This is a genomic window from Streptomyces mobaraensis NBRC 13819 = DSM 40847, assembly GCF_017916255.1.
Classification (GTDB): Bacteria; Actinomycetota; Actinomycetes; order Streptomycetales; family Streptomycetaceae; genus Streptomyces; species Streptomyces mobaraensis.
Genome location: NZ_CP072827.1, coordinates 6,137,689 through 6,155,489, shown reverse-complemented (window position 1 = coordinate 6,155,489; position 17,801 = coordinate 6,137,689). Strand labels below are relative to the sequence as shown.

14 protein-coding genes are annotated in these 17,801 nt (G+C 74.2%); 6 read left to right on the top strand and 8 right to left on the bottom strand.

The features are described 5' to 3' along the window. Positions 1–91: 91 nt before the first annotated feature. The 3 genes from J7W19_RS26590 to J7W19_RS26580 form a co-directional block, all read right to left on the bottom strand. Positions 92–2,227 carry a prolyl oligopeptidase family serine peptidase gene (locus J7W19_RS26590; protein WP_004954193.1) on the bottom strand — a complete coding sequence of 712 codons (2,136 nt, stop codon included), beginning with the start codon at positions 2,225–2,227 and terminating at the stop codon, positions 92–94. 5 nt (positions 2,228–2,232) lie between these two features. After that, positions 2,233–3,636, bottom strand: coding sequence for a M20/M25/M40 family metallo-hydrolase (locus J7W19_RS26585; protein WP_051072758.1), 1,404 nt, complete (start codon positions 3,634–3,636; stop codon positions 2,233–2,235). 663 nt (positions 3,637–4,299) lie between these two features. Next, on the bottom strand, positions 4,300–4,677 hold the full coding sequence (locus J7W19_RS26580; protein ID WP_004955876.1) for a nuclear transport factor 2 family protein: 378 nt from the start codon (positions 4,675–4,677) through the stop codon (positions 4,300–4,302). A gap of 327 nt (positions 4,678–5,004) precedes the next feature. Here J7W19_RS26580 and J7W19_RS26575 point away from each other — a divergent pair, with 327 nt between their 5' ends. The 3 genes from J7W19_RS26575 to J7W19_RS26565 all read left to right on the top strand — a co-directional run bounded on the left by J7W19_RS26575 (position 5,005) and on the right by J7W19_RS26565 (position 8,412). Beyond that, positions 5,005–5,601, top strand: a complete 597-nt coding sequence (locus tag J7W19_RS26575; RefSeq protein ID WP_004955878.1) for a TetR/AcrR family transcriptional regulator — start codon at positions 5,005–5,007, stop codon at positions 5,599–5,601. A 198-nt stretch (positions 5,602–5,799) separates the two neighbouring features. Continuing rightward, a complete protein-coding gene (locus J7W19_RS26570; RefSeq protein WP_004955879.1) occupies positions 5,800–7,263 on the top strand; it encodes a diacylglycerol/lipid kinase family protein in 1,464 nt (487 codons plus the stop codon). Positions 7,264–7,380: 117 nt separating this feature from the next. After that, a complete protein-coding gene (locus J7W19_RS26565; protein ID WP_004955881.1) occupies positions 7,381–8,412 on the top strand; it encodes an FAD-dependent oxidoreductase in 1,032 nt (343 codons plus the stop codon). A gap of 97 nt (positions 8,413–8,509) precedes the next feature. Here the strand turns inward: J7W19_RS26565 and J7W19_RS26560 are convergent, their stop codons facing one another. The 3 genes from J7W19_RS26560 to J7W19_RS26550 all read right to left on the bottom strand — a co-directional run bounded on the left by J7W19_RS26560 (position 8,510) and on the right by J7W19_RS26550 (position 11,844). Continuing rightward, positions 8,510–9,496 carry an aldo/keto reductase gene (locus J7W19_RS26560; RefSeq protein ID WP_004955883.1) on the bottom strand — a complete coding sequence of 329 codons (987 nt, stop codon included), beginning with the start codon at positions 9,494–9,496 and terminating at the stop codon, positions 8,510–8,512. A 91-nt stretch (positions 9,497–9,587) separates the two neighbouring features. After that, positions 9,588–10,859 carry an FAD-dependent monooxygenase gene (locus J7W19_RS26555; RefSeq protein WP_210455385.1) on the bottom strand — a complete coding sequence of 424 codons (1,272 nt, stop codon included), beginning with the start codon at positions 10,857–10,859 and terminating at the stop codon, positions 9,588–9,590. Between the two features lie 106 nt (positions 10,860–10,965). After that, entirely contained in the window at positions 10,966–11,844 is an 879-nt protein-coding gene (locus J7W19_RS26550) for an SAM-dependent methyltransferase (RefSeq protein WP_004945442.1), read from the bottom strand. A gap of 428 nt (positions 11,845–12,272) precedes the next feature. Between J7W19_RS26550 and J7W19_RS26545 the strand changes: the two genes are divergently transcribed. Together J7W19_RS26545 and J7W19_RS26540 are read left to right on the top strand one after the other, a co-directional pair. Beyond that, the gene (locus J7W19_RS26545) at positions 12,273–13,289 is read left to right on the top strand and encodes an NADP-dependent oxidoreductase (protein WP_004945445.1); all 1,017 of its coding nucleotides are present in this window, start codon (positions 12,273–12,275) and stop codon (positions 13,287–13,289) included. A 110-nt stretch (positions 13,290–13,399) separates the two neighbouring features. Continuing rightward, positions 13,400–13,873, top strand: coding sequence for a DUF6314 family protein (locus J7W19_RS26540; RefSeq protein ID WP_051072609.1), 474 nt, complete (start codon positions 13,400–13,402; stop codon positions 13,871–13,873). A gap of 23 nt (positions 13,874–13,896) precedes the next feature. Here J7W19_RS26540 and J7W19_RS26535 read toward each other — a convergent pair whose 3' ends face one another. Further along, the gene (locus J7W19_RS26535) at positions 13,897–16,527 is read right to left on the bottom strand and encodes an MFS transporter (protein WP_078588044.1); all 2,631 of its coding nucleotides are present in this window, start codon (positions 16,525–16,527) and stop codon (positions 13,897–13,899) included. 136 nt (positions 16,528–16,663) lie between these two features. Further along, positions 16,664–17,110 (bottom strand): SRPBCC family protein, encoded by a 447-nt coding sequence (locus J7W19_RS26530; protein WP_004945453.1) that lies wholly within the window; start codon positions 17,108–17,110, stop codon positions 16,664–16,666. A gap of 171 nt (positions 17,111–17,281) precedes the next feature. Between J7W19_RS26530 and J7W19_RS26525 the strand changes: the two genes are divergently transcribed. Then, positions 17,282–17,797, top strand: a complete 516-nt coding sequence (locus tag J7W19_RS26525; protein ID WP_004945455.1) for a GNAT family N-acetyltransferase — start codon at positions 17,282–17,284, stop codon at positions 17,795–17,797. Positions 17,798–17,801: the final 4 nt, after the last annotated feature.

Genomic DNA, 17,801 nt, shown 5'->3' with positions numbered 1-17,801 from the left:
ACCGCTACCGCTCGCCCGTCCCTCCCCTTTGATTCCGTTGTTCCGATGCCCCGAAGGCGGGAGAACGGCCGGGGGCGAGCCCCGGCCGCCGTCACCGGTCGAGTTCCAGCTCCGGCACCCCCGGCGCGTCGAAGCCGAACGTCTGGGCGTACAGGGAGAGTTCCGCCTCCAGCGCCCGTACCAGCGTCTCCTTCCGGCGGAAGCCGTGCCCCTCCCCCTCGAAGGCGAGGAAGGCGTGCGGTACCCCGCGACCGCGCGCCGCCCGGGCCAGGGCCTCGCTCTGGCCGGGCGGGCAGACCGGGTCGTCCAGGCCGTGGAGGAGCAGGAAGGGCACCTTGATGCGGTCCGCCCGGCGGAGCGGCGACCGTTCGCGGTAGCGCTCGGGCACCCGGTCGCGCGGGCCGATCAGGCTCTCCGTGTAGTGGGACTCGAAGTCGTGGGTGCCGTCGTCGGCCTCCGCCATGAGGTCAAGGAACGGGAAGAGCATCGTGCCGCACGCGTACAGGTCCGTGGCGGCGAGGGAGTGGGCGGCCGTCCAGCCGCCCGCGCTGCCGCCCTGGACCGCGAGCCGGGCCGGGTCGGCGACCCCCTCGGCGATCAGGGCCCCGGCGACCGTCGCGCAGTCCTCGACGTCGACGACGCCCCAGCGCTCCCGAAGCCGTTCCCGGTAGGCGCGGCCGTACCCCGTCGAGCCGCCGTAGTCGACGACGGCGACACCGATGCCGCGCGAGGTGAAGTAGGCGACGCCCAGGTCGAGCGCGAGGGGCGTCCGGCCGGTCGGGCCGCCGTGCGCGCGGACGACGAACGGGGGCAGTTCGCCGTCCGGGACGGCCCGTTCGGGGTGGCGCGGCCGGTGGATCCGGGCGTGCACCTCGCGGCCGTCGGGCCCGGTGAAGGTACGGACCTCCGGGCGCGGGAGGTACGCCGGGTCGACGACGTCCCGGTGCGCGGCGCCGACCACCCGGGCCCGGCCCGTCCGCCCGTCCAGCTCGACGACCTCGTAGCCGCCGGCGGGCCCGGCGGCGATGCCGACCACGCGGGTGCCGTGCGCGTCCAGCGCGGGCGCCCACTCCGTCCACGGCCCGGCGACGTCGGCCACGGCCCCGGTCTCGGAGTCGAGGACGCCGAGCACCTGGGCGCCGGCGCCGTGCAGCACGGCGATCGGTCCGCCGGGCAGCGGGACGAACCAGCGCTGCCCCAGCTGCCACAGCGGCCCCGCGAACTCCTGTTTCGCGGGGCTGAGGTTGACGGCCCGGCCGGTCTCCGGGTCGACCCGGTGCAGGTTCCACCAGCCCGTGCGGTCGGTGACGGCCAGCAGGGTGCCGTCGGGCGCCCACTCCACCTGGGCGACGGCCTCCTCCGGGCCGCCCAGGACCGTCCGCACGTCCGTGAAGCGGGCGAGGGCGCCGTCCGGCTGGGCGTCCGCGCTGTCGGGAGCATCCGCACCGCCATGGACATCCGCGATCCGCCCGTCGCCCGCGCCCGCGCCACCGCCGCCACCGTCCGCGATCCACCCGTCGCCCGCGCCACCGCCCCCTCCCCCGTCGACACGCGCGATCCGCAGCTCGGTGCCGTCCCAGGGCATGCGGGGGTGGTCCCAGGCCAGCCAGGCCACCCGGCTGCCGTCCGGCGAGAGGCGCGGGCCGGTCACGAAGCGGTGCCGGTCGTCCGTCAGCTCGCGGACGGCCGTCCGGTCGCCGGCGGCGCGGCCGTCGAGCGGAACGGCGGCGAGCAGCCGCCGCACGTCGCCCGGCCCCGGGCCTGTGAACTCCTCCAGTACGCACCAGACTTCGCCCCGTTCGGTGAGGAGCACCGGGTCCGCCCAGCGCAGCCCGCCGCCGACGGCGGACGTCGGGGTGAGCGGCCGGGGCGACGGGTCGGGCCCGTCCGGCTCCCACGCGTACAGCCGCTGGTCCGGGCCGTGCGCGAAGACCAGCAGCGGGCCGCCGCCGGAGGCCGCCCGGACCGTGCCGGCCCAGGCGCGCCCGCCGTACTCGTGCACCCGGGTGCGGACGTCCCACGGCGCGGGCAGCGCGACGGCCTCCCCGCCGCCGGGACGCCGCCGGATCAGCGTCCGACGGCCCCCCTCCGCCGGCCGGGCCGCGACCCACCAGAGGTCGTCGCCGACCCAGCCCACGAAATCGGGGCGGCCGCCGTGCTCCGCCACCAGGGCGGCGTCCACGGGGGACGGCCAGGTTCCGCAGGGCGCCGTGGGCTTGGGCACCATGATCGCTACGCCTCCTCGGGCAGGGGGTGGTGGGACGAGCGGGGGCTCGCCTCGTGCATCACAAAACGGTCCAGGACCCGCACGCCGAAGTGCAGGGCGTCCACGGGCACCCGCTCGTCGACGCCGTGGAACAGCCCCTGGTAGTCGAAGCCCGGGGGCAGCCGCAGCGGCGAGAAGCCGTAACCGGCGACGCCCAGCCGGGAGAACTGCTTGGCGTCCGTGCCGCCGGACATGCAGAACGGCACCACGTACGCGTCCGGGTCGAAGTGCTCCAGCGCGGCCCGCATCCGGGCGAACACCGGGGCGTCCACCGGCGCTTGCAGGGCCCGCTCGCGGTGGAAGAACGTCCAGTCCACGTCCGGGCCGGTGAGCCGGTCCAGGGTGGCGGCGAACTCCTCGTCCCCGCCCGGCACGGTCCGGCCGTCGACGAACGCGGTGGCCGTCCCCGGGATCACGTTGATTTTGTAACCGGCGCTGAGCATGGTGGGGTTGGCGCTGTTCCGGACGGTCGCGGCCACCAGCTTGGCGGCGGGACCCAGCTTGCCCAGCAGTTCCTCCACCTCCTCCGGCCGCGGCCCGTCGCGGTCGACGTCGATGCCGTGGGCGGCGGCGAGTTCCCGCAGCGCGGCCCGTACGACGGGGGTGAGCCGGACCGGCCACTCGTACTCGGCGATCCGGGTGACGGCGGCGGCCAGCCTGGCCACCGCGTTCTCCCGGTTCACCTTGGACCCGTGCCCGGCCGTGCCCCGGGCCCTCAGCTCCACCCACGCCGAACCGCGCTCCCCCGCCGCCACCGGGTACAGCCGCAGCCCGCCGGCCCCGTGGACGGTGTACGCGCCCGACTCGCCGATCGCCTCGGTGCAGCCCTCGAACAGCGCGGCGTGCTCGTCCGCGAGGAAGCCGGCGCCGGCCTCCCCCTTGTCCTCCTCGTCCGCGGTGAACGCCAGCACGATGTCGCGCGGCGGCATCACCCCCGCGCGCGCCCAGGCGCGGACCACGGCCAGCACCATCGCGTCCGTGTTCTTCATGTCGAGCGCGCCGCGCCCCCAGACGACGCCGTCCCGCACCTCGCCCGAGAACGGGTGCTCGGCCCAGTCCGCCGGCTCGGCCGGCACCACGTCCAGGTGCCCGTGGACGAGCAGCGCCCCCGCCACCGGGTCCGCGCCCGGAACCCGGGCCACCACATTGGTCCGCCCCGGCTTCCGCTCCAGCAGGAACGGCTCGATCCCCACCTCCGCGAGCCGCTCCGCCACGTACTCGGCGGCGGGCCGCTCCCGGCAGTCGCCGCCACCGCGGTTGGTGGTGTCGATCCGGATCAGCTCGGACGTGAACCGGACGACTTCGTCGAGCGCCCGCGCGTCCACCCGTCCCCCGTCGCCGTCCACCCCTGCTGCCGTGCCACTAGCCATACGCTTCCTCCACCGCCCCCGCCACGACGGGACGGATCGCCTCGGACATGGTCGGCGTGGTGCGGCGCGTGCGACCGGGCGGCGCGACGCCCGTACGGCCCGCCGGGCGGCGACGGTCCGCAGCCGCGCACCGCCTGCCCCCCTCGGCGCGCACGGCACACTCACTCCCCCGGCCGTCACCCGTCACGAGCACCACCGACCCACCGTAAGCGCCCCCACCAACGGACCCGTGCAACCCGACCAACCACCGCGCGCCATCCACCCATACGCCACCCCCACGCGCCGACGCGCCCCCACCACCCACCCCTCCCCCGTTCACCCGCCGCCACATCCCCGCCCGCCCGGGACCGCGTTCACGGCGGCCCGGATCTTCGCCATCCCCCCGTTGTACCCCAGCCGTCCGAAGGCGCAAGGGGGCTGCCGGCCCGTGGCCCTGGGGCATCGGTGGTCGCCATCATCGTGACCCCCGTGACCCACGTGGACCTCGCGGTACTCGTGGTCCTCGTGGTCACACAGACAGAGCCGCTCAGGCGTGCGGCTGAACCGCCGTCGGCGCAGGGCGCGTTGACGTCCCGGTTCGCCTCACGGGCGCCGACGGGGACGGGGCGCACGAGGGACGGTCGGTGCTGTGACCGCGCGGGATCGCCGAGTTGGCAGAACGACTCAGGAGGCGGACGGCTCGATCTCCCCCGCGAAGACGATGACCTGGTCGATGAGGCTCCGACGCAGATGGACGACGTCCGTTCCCGCCAGGCGGGGGCCTCCGTCCGGCATGGTGAAGACCCACCGGTACCGGGCCCACTCGTCCGGCATGTCCACCGCCGAGCAGCGCACCATCGTGCCGGCCCCCGCCGGGTGGCGCCGGATGTCCAGCACGAACCGCTCGACCGCCGCGATCCCTTCGATGCGGCCCAACGGCCCCCAGAGGACCACATCTGAGGTCAGGGCCTGCGAGAGCAGGGCAGTCACATAGCTGTCGTCCGAGGCGTTGAACGCGGAGATGAACGTGTCGATCGCGGAGCGTGCCGTCTCTTCCTGCATGCCTCAGTAATACCAGCCGTTGCGCGTGCGCCCGTCCCGCGAGCCGCCTTCCGGTCACGGTGGACCCATCCCTGAGGGCCGTTCAAGGTCGAACTCACAGATCTCCATCCCGGCGAACGACGTACGGTCCCGATTGAATTGAAGCCACACGCGGGGCACTTCGTCGTCGAGGTGAATCCAGCTGCCGCCGACGCAGCCGACCGGAGCGGTCCGAAGGTAGGTGCAGAACGGGCTGCATCCACACCACCCGTGGAAACGCAACCTCGCCACGGCCCGCGCCAGGCGGCAAACCGGGTCCCGGCTCGCCCGGCGGCCCAGCGGCGCGGGATGGAGCGGAGGAAGGCCATCCTCGACGCCGCCGAAGCCCTGCTCGCCGAGAGGGGCTACGAGGCCGCCACGCTGAAGGCCATCGGCGAGCGGGTCGGCATCCCGGCCGCCTCGATGTACCACTACTTCGCCGACCGGTACCAGGTCGACGCCGAACTGCTGCGGCGACACCTGAGCGAGCTGGACGGGCTCATCGGCGCCATGCTGGCCGAACCAAGGGCGCGGACGCTGCGCGAGGCCGTCGACATCCTGATCGATCTGCTCCTCGACTACCTCCGTCGTCATCGCAGTTGCACCGAGCTGTGGTTCGCGGGCCGTCACGCCACGCTCGACGACATGGTGCGCGCCTTCGACGAGGCGCAGGCGGAACGGCTCTGGCACCACCTCGTCGAGCAGCGCTTCGTAGCGGCCGACACGCCCCTGCTCGCGCTGCTCCTCGCCTTCGAGACCGGCACCCGGCTCTTCGACATCGCGTTCCGGCGCTCGCCGGCCGCGGACGACGCCACGATCGACGAGGCGCGCCGTCTCGTCACCGCGTACCTGGAGACCTACGCCATGGAAGGGGCTCGCCGGCCGACGGCCGGCGCGGACGGCTGACGTCCCGACGAGGGCGTCACCCCATCGACCCGCCACGATCCACGAGCGGCGTACCGCAGCAGGGTGGCCAGGAATGCCTCCCGGGCTTTGACAGCGGTTGACCGACCCCCGCACTAGAACACGATTCGAGTTTGAAAACGCACGCTCACCCGTTCAGGCGTCCGGGACGCACTCGGCCAGGGGCGCTGCGCCAGGCTGGTGGGACGGGGACGGCTCTGCCCCCTCCAGGAGAACGCCCAGGAGAACGCCCAGAAGGACGCCCAGGAGAACGCCATACACACGACACGAAGGCCCCGGTCGCGGGCCGGCCCGGCCGCTCGGCTGCTCGCGTGGTGCGCCCTGGTCGCGGCGACGGCCGCTGTGGCGGTGCTGCTGCTCGCGCTGGGCGAGGGTGGGCTGCTCGTGTCCGGGGCCGGTGTCCTCGGGTTGGTGGTCTGCGCCGCCGGCCTCTGGTGGTTCGTGTCCCGGCGCGGTCCGGTGCGGCTGTTCGGGGCCTTGGTGGCCGTCGCGGCGCCGGTCGGCGTGCTGGTGTTCTTCGCGCGGAGCGGTCTGTGGCTGATCGCCGTGATCTCCACCCTGTGCTGGGCGGCCGCGGCGGCCTGCGGCCGAGCGGCGCTGCACCGGGCGCGGCCGCCCCGGTCGCAGCGGCCCGTCCGCGCACGCCGCCCGGAGCGGGCGGTGCTGATCATGAACCCCAGGTCGGGCGGCGGCAAGGTCGGCCGCTTCGACCTCGTCAGGCGGGCGGAGCGACTGGGCGCGCGGGTGATCCTGCTGGACCCGTCGGACCCGGTCGACGTGGGCGAACTGGCCCGCGAGGCCGTGGGAGACGGCGCCGACCTGCTCGGCGTCGCCGGCGGCGACGGCACTCAGGCGCTGGTCGCGGCCGTCGCCGCCGAACACGGGCTGCCGTTCCTGGTGATCTCCGCGGGCACCCGCAACCACTTCGCCATGGACCTCGGACTCGACCGCGCCGACCCGGCCCGCTGCCTCGACGCCCTGACCGACGGCGAGGAGATGCGGATCGACCTCGGCGACGTCGCCGGCCGTCCCTTCGTCAACACGGTGTCCTTCGGTGTGTACGCGGACATCGTGCAGAGCCCCGAGTACCGCGACGACAAGGCGGGTACCGCCCTGAAGCTCATGCCGGACCTCCTGGCCCGGGAGGGCGCGCGCCGGCTCGACGCGCGCGTGGACGGCACCCTGCTCGCGGGGCAGCAGGCGCTGTTGGTCAGCAACAACCCGTACGCCTCCCCCGACGAGTTGAGCGGCGGCGGGCGCCGGACCGTGCTCGACAGCGGCGAGCTGGGCGTGATCGGGATCAGGGTGGAGAACGCGGCGCGGGCGGCGGAGCTGGCCGTACGGGGCTCGCAGGCGCCGGGGCTCACCGTGACGACCGCGCGGCGGGTCGAGGTGACCGCCGGGGGACCGCAGACCCCGGCGGAGGAGGCGCGGATCCCGGTCGCGGTGGACGGGGAGGCGCTGTGGCTTCGCACGCCGGTCGTCTGCTCGGTACGACCCGGCGCACTGCGGGTGCTGCTGCCGCGCGACCGGCCCGGCGTACCGCCATCGGCGTCGCCGGCCGACTGGCGGAAACTGCTCGCCCTCGCCTGCGGTTCCGCCGAGCCCACCGCATCAGGCGAGAGCCCTGACCGGCCGCTGTGATCGTCCTTGGCCTGCCGTCGGGTGCGCAGGAAGGCGAGGCGCGTCGCCGGCGCCGGTCGAGCCCGGTGTCACAGCCGTTCGGAGCGCCGAAGAGCGCCGGAGTGAGGAGCGAAAAGGATGACGAGCGCGGAGCCCGAATTGAAGGCGGCGAGCGCGGCACGGCCCGTACATGAGGAAACCTGCGACGCCGTCGTCATCGGCGCGGGGATGGCCGGGCTGACGGCGGCGACGACGCTCGCCGACGAGAGCGACGTCATCGTGCTCGAGGCCGCGGACCGGGCGGGCGGACGCGTCGAGACGGTCCGGAAGGGCGACTACTGGATCAACGTCGGGACGCAGTTCACCGAGGGAACCGGGCCGTTGATCGACGCCCTCCACCACCACGGCATCGAGATGGGCTCGTTGGCCGGCAAGAGTGTCGCACTCGCTCTCAACGGGCGGTTGGTCGACACGTCCGACCTGTTCGCGCTCATGTTCCGCACGCGGATGAGCCTCACGGACCGGGTCGGCATGGCGATGGTCGGCGCCCGCATCCTCGCCGCCGTTCCGTTCCTCACGTCGGAGAGCCGCATCGCGAAGCGGGTCCGCGCCAGACTCGACAGGCGCGTCGCGTCGCGGATCCTTCCGGAACTCCCGCAGAGGTACCGCAACGCGTTCGATGACATCCGCTACGGCCGGTACGTCATCGTCGGCTTCTTCACCGCGGAGGAAGGGCCTCAGCCCTGGGACGATCTGTTCGGCGTCTCCACGCCGCGGCTCTCGTTCCAAGCGGTGTTCAACCACGCCGCCGCCATCCGGAAGGGTGGGGCACGGAAGCCCGGAGGTGCGCCGGCCTGTTTCGCCGGCGGCGCCGTGGCGGACGACTTGTTCGAGCTGTCCGACGAAGAGATCGTCGATCGGTTCGTCGCGGACCTGATGTCGGTCTACCCCCAGCTCCGAGGGAAGCTCGGGGAGGGGATCGTGCGGCGGCACCGCCGTGTGGTGCCGTTCTGGGCCCCCGGGAGGCGCGCCTCGCTGCCGACGCTGCGCGAGCCCCTCGGTCCGATCCACCTGGCCGGCGACTACCAGCTCGACATGCCTTCGCTCGCCGACGCGGCGACCTCGGGTGAGAACGCCGCCAAGGCGGTTCTCGCGAGCCTGGGGAGCTGATCCTTCCCGACGGCCGCCGGGAAGGCCCCGAACGGCGGGGCGAGCCGGCGGCACATCGGACCCGAGCGCGCGGAGGTCTCCGGCAGGGCGGCCCCCGTCACCGTCGCAACCCCAGTACCCGGTGCGGGCGGTAGGGAGCCTCCAGGGTGGCGATCTCGTCGTCCGTCAGGACCAGGTCGACGGCGGCGGCCGCGTCGGTCACGTGGGAGGCGCGAGTGGCGCCGACGATCGGGGCCGCGACGGGGGGTTTGGCGAGGAGCCAGGCCAGGGCTATGCGGGCCGGGGGCAGGTCGCGGGCCGTGGCCACCGTGCGGAGGGCGTCCACGACGTCGAAGTCCGCTTCCTCGTAGAGGCGGCGGGCGAGTTGGTCGTTGCCCGAGCGGAGGGTGCGGTGGGCGCCGTCGCGGTCCCGGGTGCCGGTGAGCATGCCGCGGGCCAGGGGGCTCCACGGGATGCAGCTCACGTTCTCGTCGCGGCAGAGGGGGATCATCTCGCGTTCCTCCTCGCGGTAGAGGAGGTTGTAGTAGTTCTGCATGGAGACGAACGGGGTCCAGCCGTTGGCCCTGGCCAGGTGCTGCGCCTTGGCGAACTGCCAGGCCCACATGCTGGACGCGCCCAGGGCGCGGACCTTGCCGGCGGCGACGAGTTCGTGCAGGACCTCCAGCGTCTCCTCGATGGGCGTGTCGTAGTCCCAGCGGTGGATCTGGTAGAGGTCGACGTAGTCGGTGCCGAGCCGGCGGAGGGAGGCGTCGATGGCCTTGGTGATGTGTTTGCGGGACAGGCCGCGGTCGTCCGGCCCGGGGCCCATGGGGAAGTACACCTTGGTGGCGAGGACGTAGTCCTCACGGCGCGGGAAGAGGCGGGAGAGCAGGCGTCCCGTGATCTCCTCGCTGAGGCCGGAGGAGTACATGTCGGCCGTGTCGAAGAAGGTGACACCCGCCTCGACCGCGTGCCGTACGACGGGTTCGGCGGCCTCCTCGTCCAGGAACCACTTCTGCGCGGTGGGGCCACCGCCGTAGCTCATCATGCCCAGGCAGATCCGGGACACCTTCAGGTCCGAGCCCCCCAGTTGTACGTAGCGCACGTCGTCTCCCGTTCCTCGCGGATGATCCGTCCTTGCCGCTCACAGAGCATCCTGGGGCCCGGGCCGGTGGAATTGAAGACGTGTGCGCGGGTCAGCTCACGGCTCGTGGGGTGTAGGAGGGGCGGGAGTTGAGGGCCGCGGCCTCGCCGGCCGCCCGCCGGTGGGCCGCCGCGGCGCGTTCCAGATCGCGTCGCGCGTCCGGGCCGCCGGCCGCCGAGCGGGCCCTGGCGACGCGGTCCAGCTCGCGGTTGGCGAGGACGACCGCCGCGGTGGGCGCCTTCCGCTCGTCCTCGTACGCCGCCAGGGCCCGGACGGGGTCGGGTTCGGTGGCGAGGCGGTGGGCCAGGACGCGGGCGTCGAGCACCGCCTGGGAGCCGCCGTTGGCGCCCGAGGGGTACGCGGGGTGGGCGGCGTCGCCGAGGAGGGTGACGCGGCCTTCGCCCCAGGCCGGGAGGGGGTCGCGGTCGACCATGGGGTACGCGAGGATCCGCTCGGCGCCGGCGAGGAGCGCGGGCAGGTCCGTCCAGTCGAACCGCCAGTCCGCGTAGTGCGGGAGGACGTCCGCGAGGCGGCCGGGACGGTTCCGGTGCGCGTCGCCGGCGAGCGGGCCGGGGGTGCCCGTGGGCACCGCGCAGATCCAGTTGAGCAGCCTGCGGCCGCGGGCCGGGGTCGCGGGCGAGATCCGGTACGCGACGAACTGGGCGTTCCGCTCGTCGGACGCGAGGAACAGCGCGTTGTCCCGCGGGAAGGCGTCGGTCTCGGTGACGCCCCGCCACATGGTGACGCCGTTCCACCGGAGGGGCCCCTGGGCGGGGTGGAGACGGGCGCGGAGCCGGGAGTGGATGCCGTCGGCGGCGACGAGGACCCGGGCGGTGCGGTGCTCGTACCGGTCGGTGGTCCGGTCGAAGGCGTGGACGTGGACGGCGTCGGGGGTCTGGGTGAAGTCCTCGACGCGGACACCGGTCCGGACGGCCTCCGGGCCGATCCGCTCTCTCACCGTTCTCAGCAGCATCATCTGTAAGTCGCCGCGGTGGACGGCGTACTGCGGCCAGCGGTAGCCGGCGGCCGTGCCGCGCGGATCGCTGTAGCGGACGGTGCCGTACCGGTCGGTGAAGACGTGGGCGACGACCTGGCCGCCGATGGCGGCCAGCTCGTCGGCCAGGCCGAGTTCGTGCAGCTCCCGGACGGCGGCGGGTTGCAGGTTGATGCCCACGCCGAGCGGGGAGATGCGGCGCGAGGACTCCAGGACGAGCGGCCGGATGCCGACGGCGTGCAGGCTGAGCGCGGCGGTGAGGCCGCCGATGCCGGCGCCGGCGATCATGACGTCGGCGCACGGCGGTCGGGCGGGATCGGGTGCGGTCATGTCTCCTCGTCGGGGGCGTCGGAGGCGTCGGAGGCGTCGGAGGCGTCGGAGGCGTCGGAGGAACGGGAGAAGGGGAACGGGCGGCCCCTGTGCCGCGGTGCGCTGTTCAGCGCACGGCGTGGACGAGTTCGCCGCCGCGCGGCCCCGCCTCCGGCCACCGGCCGAGAGCCGCGCCGACCGCCGCGTAGGTCACCGTCTCCGGCCGCCAGCCCCGCTCGGTGAACAGCGGCTCGGGCTCGTCGGTGCCGTACCGCCACCCGGCTCCCGAGCGTTCGAGGAGGCTCAGCATGGGGCGGACGGCCGGCTCGTGGAACAGGGACCCGGCGACGAAGTCGGCGAGGAGGTGGCTGCCGGGGGCGGAGAGTTCGGTGATCCGGTCGAGGAGGCGGAGGACGTCGCGTTCCTCCAGGTACTGGGTGAGCCCCTCGACCAGCCAGCAGGTGGGCTCGTCGGGGCGGAACCCGGCCGCCGTGAGGCGCTCGGCCCAGTCGGCGGCGAGGTCGGCGCCGACCGGCACCCGGCGGGCGCAGCGCGGCACGGCGTCGCCGAGCAGCGACTCCTTCAGCCGCAGCAGGTCCGGCCGGTCGACCTCGTAGAGGACGGTCGTGGGGAGCGGGAGGCGGTAGGCGCGGCTGTCCATGCCCGCGGCGAGCAGGACGAGTTGGCGGGGTGCGGCGGTCGCGGCGGGGGTGGCGGGGGCGGCGCCCGTGACCGTCAGGAGGAGGTCGTCGAAGTGGCGGGTGCGGACGGGTATGGCCTCCACCATGCCGGCCTGGTCGGCCAGTCTCCGTCCCGTGTCACCGGCGAGGGCGGCGGCGAACGGGTCGTCGAAGAGCCGGTCCGGCCGCTCGGACTCGCGGGCGCGGAGGGCGGCCGTCATCCGGGCGGTGTCGGCGACGGGGTCGAGGTGCTCCGTGGGGGTGGCGGCGACGGGTTCGCGGCGGTCGGCGGACGCGTCGAGGCGGGCGGCTGTCGAGTCGTTCATCGCGGGCAGGGCTCCGTTCGTGGTCGGTCGCTGGTACGGGCGCGCGGGGCGCCCGATGACTCACCCCCGTCTGGTGCGGCCCTCCCGTACTACCACGTACACGGACAAGCGGTAAGAGGACCGTGTGGTGAATGGTGCTGAAAATGGCCTGTGTGGTGCGGGCGGGGCCGTGGAGTTGGCTCATCAACGCCCCCCCCGCCGCCCGGCGAAGGAGTCGGTGACCTACCCCCGCGCGGTCACGCGGCCCCTTCCGGGGCGACGGCGGCCACCGCGGTCGCGCTGATCCGGCACCTGCGCGGCTCCGTGGGCACGTTGGGGAACGCGGCGGCGTCCCGGGCTTGACCTCAACCGCGGTCGAGGTCGGACGATGATCGCGCAGCGGAGGGGGAGGCACCCTCCGGAACCCGCGCGAGACGAGGAAGAAGCGCATGAAGGCAGCGGCGATCAACGCGTTCGGCGGCCCCGAGGTCGTGGAACCGCTCGAACTCCCGACCCCCGAGCCCGGCCCTGGACAGGTGCGGGTACGCGTACGGGCGGCCGGGGTGCAGCCCGTCGACGGCGCGGTCCGGCGCGGCCTGTTCCACACCGGCACCACACCGGCGTTCCCGCTGACGATCGGCAACGACTTCGCCGGGGTGGTCGACCGGACCGGCGAGGACGCGGACGGCTTCGCGGCGGACGGCTTCCGGGCGGGCGGCTCCCCGGCCGACGGCTCCACGGCCGGCGGCTCCACGGCGGGCGGCTCCACGGCCGACGGCTTCCCGGCCGGCGGCTTCCCGGTCGGCGCCGAGGTACTGGGCTGGGCCCCGATGGCGTGCCACGCCGAGTACGTCGTGGTGCCCGTCGACCAGATCGTCGCCAAGCCCGCGGGCATGCCGTGGGAGGTGGCCGGCGCCTTCTCCGCGTCCGCGCAGACCGCGCACACGGCCCTGGAACTGCTCGGGGTGGGCGCCGGCGACACCCTGCTGGTCCACGCGGCGGCCGGCGGTGTCGGTACGGTCGCCGTGCAGCTCGCCCGGGCGTACGGCGCCACCGTGATCGGCACCGCGAGCCCCCGCAACCACGACTACCTGCGCTCCCTGGGCGCCCTCCCGGTGGCGTACGGCGACGGCCTGGTGGAGCGGGTCCGCGCGCTGGCGCCGCGGGGGATCACCGTCGCGCTCGACGCGGCGGGCGGCGCGGCGCTGGACGCCTCGGTCGAACTGGTCGCGGACCGGGACCGGATCGGCACGATCGTCGGCTTCGACCGCGCCCCCGCCCTGGGCGTCCGCGTGCTCCGCACCCAGCGGTCGGCCGCGCGGCTGAGCGCGCTGACCGGCCTCTGGACGGAGGGCCGGCTGCGCGTCGAGGTCTCCCGCACCTTCCCCCTGGAACGCGCCGCGGACGCGCACCGCGCGATCGAGACGGGGCACGGGCGGGGGAAGATCGCGCTGGTGATGGGCTGAAGGGCAGGTGACGGGGAGCGGTCGGTGCCCTCGGCACCGGCCATACCGACCACACCACCCACACCAGCCGCCCCGAAAGAGCCACCTCCCCCTCCCGCGATAATGCCCCCATGAGCTCCACCGCCCCACCAGCCCCCGAAGCCCCCCACCCCGTTCCCGACGCCGTGGCGCACCTCACCGGGCGGTGGACGGTGCACCGCGTCCTCCGCGACCTGGCCACCGGCCAGGAGGGCACCTTCCGCGGTACGGCCGTGTTCCGCCCGGCCGCCGGCGCGACGCACCTGCTGCACGTCGAGGACGGCGGGCTCACCTGGAACGGCGTCACCGGCCGGGCGGGCCGGACGCTCCTGCTGTACGGCCGGCCGGACGGCACGGCCGACGTCCGCTTCGCCGACGGCCGCCCCTTCCACCCCCTGGACCTGCGCACCGGGCACTGGACCACCCGCCACCCCTGCGGCCGGGACCGCTACGACGGAACGTTCACCGTCGTCTCGGCCGACGAGTGGCGGCTCACCTGGCGCACCACCGGACCGGCCAAGGACCAGCTCCAGCACTCGGTGTACCGCCGCGCCGACCGCCCCTGAACAAGGCCCGCCGACGCGGCGGTTCACCTCCCGTGCCGCTCCCGGAACATGTCCGTCAGCCCCTGGTCCGCGTGGCCGAGCTGCAGATCCCGTTCCGTCCGGCCGCCCCCGGCGACCTGGAGCACCGTGGCCACCGGCGGGTATCCGGCCGCGACCACGGTGTACTCGCCCGCGGACAGGTCGACGAAGCGGAACGTGCCGTCGGCGCCCGTGATCGCGGAGTCGACGACGTTCCCGCCCGCGTCGAGCAGGGTGACGCGGGCGTCCTCGACCGGCCGGCCGCCTCCGGCGCGCACCGTCCCGCGCAGTACCGCGCCGCCCGCCAACTCGACGTCCTGCCGGGTCTCGCGGGCGGACTGGACGGTGACGGGGAGCGCGGCCGGACGGTAGGCGGGGGCGCTGGCGGCCAGGGTGTACTCGCCGGCGACGAGTTCGCCGATGACGTAACCGCCTTCGTGCCCGGTCCGGGTGGAGGCGACGACCTCGCCCTGGACGCTGGTGAGCGTCACCAGCGCCTCGCACACCGGGCTGCCGTCGGCGGCGCGGACCGTGCCCGCGAGCCGGCCCGCGCCGCCGAGGACGACGTCGAGTTCGACCGGCCGGTCGCCGACGGTCACGGTGACCGCCTGCGGCTGATGGCCTCCGGCCGCGGCGATGAGGACGTACGAGCCCGTGCCGGGCGTGTTCAGCGCGTACCGGCCGTCGTCGCCGCTGGAGCCGCGCCCGATCTGCCGCCCCTGGGCGTCGATCAGGGTGAGCGCGGCGCGGGCGACGGTGGTGCCGTCCTGGTGCTGCACGGCGCCGGTGACGGGCACCCCGGCGGCGTACGGCGCGTCGTCGGGAACGCGCGCCCCCTCGCGTACGTACGTCCCCTCCCGGGGCTCACGGGCGTACGCCGCCTCCCGGACGTACTCCGCCTCCCGGACGTACGCCTCACGCCCCGGATCCGGTTCGGTGATCAGCGGCGCGGGCGGTGGCGGGGTCGGCTCGTTGCGGGCGGGTGGGATGGTGGGCGCTTCGGGGGCGTTGTGGGACACCAGTGGTTTCTCCTTCAGCAGGAAGGCGAGCAGGAAGCCGAGGACGAACACCGGCACCAGGTAGAGGAAGATCCGCGGCATGGCGTCCGCGTACGCCCGGACGTAGCCGTCCCGCAGCGCCGCCGGGAGGGCGTGCACCAGGCCGGGCGTGAGGGAGTCGGCGTCGGGGAGCCCGGCGCGGCGCGGCAGTTCGGCGGCGAGGCGGTGGGCCAGCCGGTGCGCGAAGAGGGTCCCGAAGACGGCCGCGCCGACCGAACCGCCGATCTGCCGGAAGAAGTTGTTGGCGCTGGTGGCGGTGCCGAGGTCGGCGGGGTGGACGGAGTTCTGCACCGCGAGGATCAGGACGGGCAGGGAGAGGCCGATGCCGGTGCCGAGGACGGCCATCCAGAGGCTGTAGACCAGCCGGCCCGTCCCGGCGTCCAGGTGTGACAGCAGGTACATGCCTTCGGCGGCGAGGGCGCAGCCGAGGACGGGCAGCAGCTTGTAGTGGCCGGTGCGGCTGACGAGTTGGCCGGCGACGAGGGAGGCGGCCACGACGCCGCCCATCATCGGCAGCATCAGCAGCCCGGACTCCGTCGCGCCGGCCCCGTCGACCATCTGCAGGAAGGTCGGCAGGTAGCTGGCGGCGCCGAAGAGGCCGACGCCGACCACCGCGCCGATCAGGCCGGTGACGACGAAGACGGAGTCGCGGAACAGGTGGGGCGGGATGATGGGTTCGGCCGCGTACTGCTCGACGACGAGGAACAGCAGGGCCGTGCCGAGCGCGCCCGCGGCGAGGCCGAGGGTGACGCGGTCGGTCCAGGCGTACTCGGTGCCGCCCCAACTGGTCAGCAGCACCAGGCAGGTGGCGCTGGCGCTGAGCAGCAGCGCGCCGAGGACGTCGAACCGGCCGCGGGCGGTGGGCCGGGGCAGGTCCAGGGCCTTGAGGACGACGGCGAGGGTGACCAGCCCGAAGGGGACGTTGACGTAGAAGCACCAGCGCCAGGAGGTGTGGTCGGTGAAGAACCCGCCCAGCAGCGGCCCCGCGACGGAGGCGAGCCCGAAGGCGGCGCTGATGACGCCCATGAAGCGGCCGCGCTCGCGCGGCGGGACGATGTCGGCGATGATCGCCTGCACACCGATCAGCAGCCCGCCGGCGCCGACGCCCTGGAGCGCGCGGAAGGCGATGAACTGGTCCATGGTCCGCGACCAGCCGGCCAGTCCGGAGCCGAGGACGAAGACGACGATCGCGAAGACGAAGACGGTCTTGCGGCCGAGCAGGTCGCCGACCTTGCCGTAGAGCGGCAGCACGACCGTGGAGGTGAGCAGGTAGGCGGTGACGGCCCAGGTCATGCGGTCGACGCCGTGCAGGTCGCCGACGATCCGCGGGAGCGCGGTGGCCACGATCGTCTGGTCGAGCGCCGCGAGGAGCAGGGTGAGCATCAGCGCGGTGAAGACGACGCGGACCCTCCCCCGTCCCGGCCGGGGGTCCCGGTCGGGGGTCCCGGCCGGGACGGGGCCGTTCGCGGCGGGCAGGGCGGGTGGACCGCTCGTCGCCACGATGGCCTCGGAGATGGACCCGCCCACGTGTGTGCTCCCGTCGTCGCGCCTGATCGTCCGGCCGCCCTTTTTTCGCATTACGCGACAACGGGGAGCAAGCGCGACGTTTTACCCGGGAGTACGGCCGTGACGGCTTTCCGCCGGTCGGAAGGGTTGTGACGGTCCGGTGCCGGGCCGGGAAAACCACTCGAACAGGTGAGACGCCTCCAGGGGCTCAGCCCTTCTCCACCTCAGCCGCGAGCCGGGCGAGGACGGCGTCGTGGATCCGGGCCAGCCCCTTGGGCGCGAAGGCCCGCTCGAAGAAGCCGCCGATGCCGGTGGCGCCGGTCCAGGTGCTGCTGACGACGACCTTGGCCCGCCCCTCACCGGCGGGGGTGACGGTCCACGTGGTGACCATGGAGGAGTTCCGGTCCTTCTCCACCAGCTGCCCGGCGGACGGCTCGGTGACCTCCAGCAGGCAGTCCCGGACGCGCTTGCTGGTGGCCTGGAGCTTCCAGTGCACCAGCGTGCCCTCGCCGTCGCCGCCCTCCCGCACCTCGTACTCGCTGTACTGCTCGGGCAGCAGCTTGGCACGGGTGCCGCTGTAGTCGGCGAGCGTGTCGAACACCTCCTCCGGGTCCGCTGAGATGATCCGCTCGGTGGTGGCCTCGACCTGGCCCATGACTTGCCCTCCGGGATTCCGGGATGACGATATGTGCGGCAGCCCGCGCGTCCCGCGGGTGCGGGCAAAGCCAATCACCAACGCCCCACCTGCCCAAATCGGGGTGCGCTCGATCCGCGTACATCCCGACGTTTCCGTCTGCGGGCATCCCGGGACCGCTAACGTGCGTGCATGGTGCGCATACGGAAGATGACCGACGACGATGTGGACGCCGTGGCGGAGATCCGGGTCGGCGGCTGGCGGACGGCGTACCGGGGACTCGTCCCCGACCGGTACCTCGACGCCATGGACCCGCTCGCGGACGCCGCCGCCCACCGGGCGCGCCGGTCGTCACCCGCGTACCCGATGGCGGAACTGGTCGCCGAGTCCCCCCTCGACGGCGTGATCGGCTGGGCCTGCCTGGGCCCCTCCCGCGACGAGGATCTCCCAGCGCCCGCCGGTGAGCTGTACGCCCTCTACGTGCGCCCCGCGCTCGTCGGAACCGGCGTGGGGCGGGCGCTGTGCGCCGGTGTGTTGGAGAGGGCGCGGGAACGGGGGGATGCGCGTCTGGGGCTCTGGGTGCTCCGCGAGAACGCGCGCGCCCGGCGCTTCTACGCTCGCGCGGGGTTCACGGCCGACGGCGCGGAGCGTGTGGATCCGGTGGACGGGGAGCCGGTGGTGGAGGTGCGGTACGTGCGGGGGCTTTGAGGGG